General features: G+C 71.8%; 2 protein-coding genes. Both read left to right on the top strand.

Going from position 1 to position 2,649, the window contains the following annotated elements; all coding sequences use genetic code 11:
- Nucleotides 1–889 (top strand): hydantoinase/oxoprolinase family protein (locus tag B7L92_RS29170; protein ID WP_304364719.1); only part of this gene is annotated, 889 nt, incomplete at its 5' end.
- Complete coding sequence (locus B7L92_RS29165) at nt 886–2,622, top strand: hydantoinase B/oxoprolinase family protein (protein ID WP_081240372.1); 1,737 nt, start codon at nt 886–888, stop codon at nt 2,620–2,622. The genes B7L92_RS29170 and B7L92_RS29165, both read left to right, overlap by 4 nt.
- Nucleotides 2,623–2,649 lie beyond the last annotated feature (27 nt).

Below are 2,649 nucleotides of genomic sequence, written 5' to 3'. Positions count from 1 at the left end.
GGAGGCGGCGGCCGCCGCCATCGACCGGCAGATCGCCCGGGGACTCGGCGTCGGCGTGGCCGAAGCGGCATGGGGGATCCACGCGACGGCCAACGAGAGCATGGCGAACGCGGCCCGCGTCCACGCGATCGAGCGGGGTCAGGATCCCACGCGCCTGCCGATGTTCGTCTCCGGGGGCAACGGGCCCCTGCACGGACCCGGAGTGGCGGCCGCACTCGGTTCACCCGCCGTGGTGGTGCCCCCCGCCGCCGGTGTCCTGAGCGCGCTGGGCTTCCTGTCCGCGCCGATGTCCATCGACATCGTCCGCTCGCGCCACGCGGAACTCGGCACCGTCGAACTCTCCGTGATCGAGGAGATCTTCGGGGAGATGGAGGACGAGGGCACCCGCGTACTGTGCGGCTCCGGCGTGCCGGCCGAGGACATCACGCACGAGCGCACCCTGGAGATGCGCTTCGTCGGGCAGGGCAGCGAGATCGAGGTGCCGGTGCCCCCGCTGGGGAGTCACTGGCGGGCGGACCTCGCCGAGAGCTTCGCCGAGCAGTACCGGCAGCGCTTCGGCACCGTCGCGCCGGTGGGCGTCGAGACCGAGATCCTGACCTGGCGCGTCGCGTCACGCGGCCCGGACCCGCAGGCCCGGCTGCGGTCTGTGCGCCCGGCGGAGTCCGAGAGTGCCCTCGTCGGGCACCGCGACGCCTACTTCCCCGCGGCCGGCGGTTACGTGCCCACGGCCGTCTACGACCGGTACCGGCTGGCCGTCGGCACCACCGTCGAAGGCCCGGCGCTGGTGCGGGAACGGGAGTCGACGCTCGTCGTCCCGCCCGCTGCCCGCTGCACCGTCGCCGACGACGGCAGCATCCTGGTCGAGTTCACTTCAGGAGGATCCCGATGACCACTGCCTCCGCTCCCGTCCGCCCGGTGGACCCGGTCGTCGTCGGGCTGGTGGCCAACCGGCTGCACTCCCTGCTGGACGAGCAGCAGGCCGCGCTGGTGAACACCGCCTTCAGCCCGGTGGTGCGAGAATCCCTCGACCTCGCCTGCGCCGTCTTCGACAGCCGGGGCGAGATGATCGGCCAGTCCTCCGGCGGCACTCCGGGCCACATCAACGCGATGGCGACCGGGATGAGTCACATCGTGGCGAAGTATCCGCCCGAGGCCCTCGCCGACGGCGACGTACTGATCACCAACGATCCGTGGATGACGGCCGGCCAGATCAACGACATCACGGTCGCCACCCCCGTCTTCCGCGACGGGACGCTGATCGCCTGGTTCGCGAGCTGCTGCCACTCACCCGACATCGGCGGCCGGATCCTGTCGGCCGCGGCGACGGAGGTGTTCGAGGAGGGGCTGCGGCTTCCCATCCTCAAACTGCGCACCGCCGCCGGACCCAACGAGCCCCTGGAAGAGCTCATCCGCGCCAATGTGCGCACCCCCGACGAAACGATGGGCGACATCTACGCCCAGGTGGCGGCCAATCAGGTGGGGGCCCGCAGTCTCGGCAGGATGATGGACGAGTTCGGCCTCGACAGCATCGACGCCGTCGCCGCCGAGATCATGCTCCGCTCCGAGAAGGCCCTGCGGGCCGCGCTGCGCGGACTGCGCGACGGCCGGTACGAGTCACGGCTGACGTCCGACGGGTTCAACGGGGAGCCGATCGACCTGGCGGTCGCCGTGACCATCGACGGGGACCGCGTCGACATCGACTACACCGGCTCCTCGCCCCAGTCCCGGTACGGCGTGAACGTGGTCCTCAACTACACCAGGGCGTACACCTCGTTCGCTGTCAAGGCCGCGCTCGCGCCGGAGGTCCCGCACAACGCCGGCTCGTTCCGACCCGTCCATGTGAGCGCGCCCCGCGGCTCGGTGCTGAACTGCGTCGACCCTGCCCCGGTCGCCTCCCGGCACCTGGTCGGGCACTTCCTGCCCAGCCTCCTGTTCGACGCCCTCCGCCCGGCGGTTCCCGGGGGACTGCCGGCCACCAGCTCCGACGCCCTGTGGATGACGGTGTGGCGCGGCGGCGACATGGGAGAGACACATCCGTTCACTCTCACCGTGTTCGGGGCCGGCGGAACGGGCGGGCGCCCGGGCAAGGACGGTCTGAACACCACCGGTTTTCCCACGGGCGTACGGGCGGCCCCCACCGAGGTGCTGGAGACCCTGACCCCGCTCGTCCAGCGGCAGCGCGAGCTGCGCCCCGACTCCGGCGGACCGGGTGAACACCGCGGCGGCCTCGGACAGGTGGTGCGGGTCGGTCGCCGGGGCGACCACGGATGGACGCTCAACGCCAACATCGACCGGGTCGACACCCCCGCACCGGGCGCTCTGGGCGGACTGCCCGGTGCCCGCGGCGAGTTCACCGACGCCACCTCCTCCCAGCAGCTCCCGCGCAAGCAACTGGTACGCCTCGCCCCCGACTCCGTGGTCCAGTTGCGGTTCCCGGGCGGAGGCGGCTACGGCGACCCGAAGGCGCGTCCGGTCGAGCGGGTACTCGACGACGTCGTCAACGGCTACGTGAGCTGCGAGGCCGCTCGCGAGTACTACGGGGTCCACATCGAATACGTCGGAGACCCCGATGCGTTGGTACGGCCTCCCTCGTCCTACCGCGTCGTACGGGCTCGCGACTGACCCACGCGACCGACACCCCGTGTCCCC

The organism is Streptomyces viridosporus (assembly GCF_002078235.1).
GTDB classification, from domain to species: domain Bacteria; phylum Actinomycetota; class Actinomycetes; order Streptomycetales; family Streptomycetaceae; genus Streptomyces; species Streptomyces viridosporus.
The sequence above is the reverse complement of the archived record's forward strand: the minus strand, read 5'-3'. Positions and strand labels throughout refer to the sequence as shown.

What these genes read in the sequence shown, in the direction of transcription:
- B7L92_RS29165 (WP_081240372.1), top strand. Translation starts at nt 886, where the DNA reads ATGACCACTGCCTCCGCTCCCGTCCGCCCGGTGGACCCGGTCGTCGTC.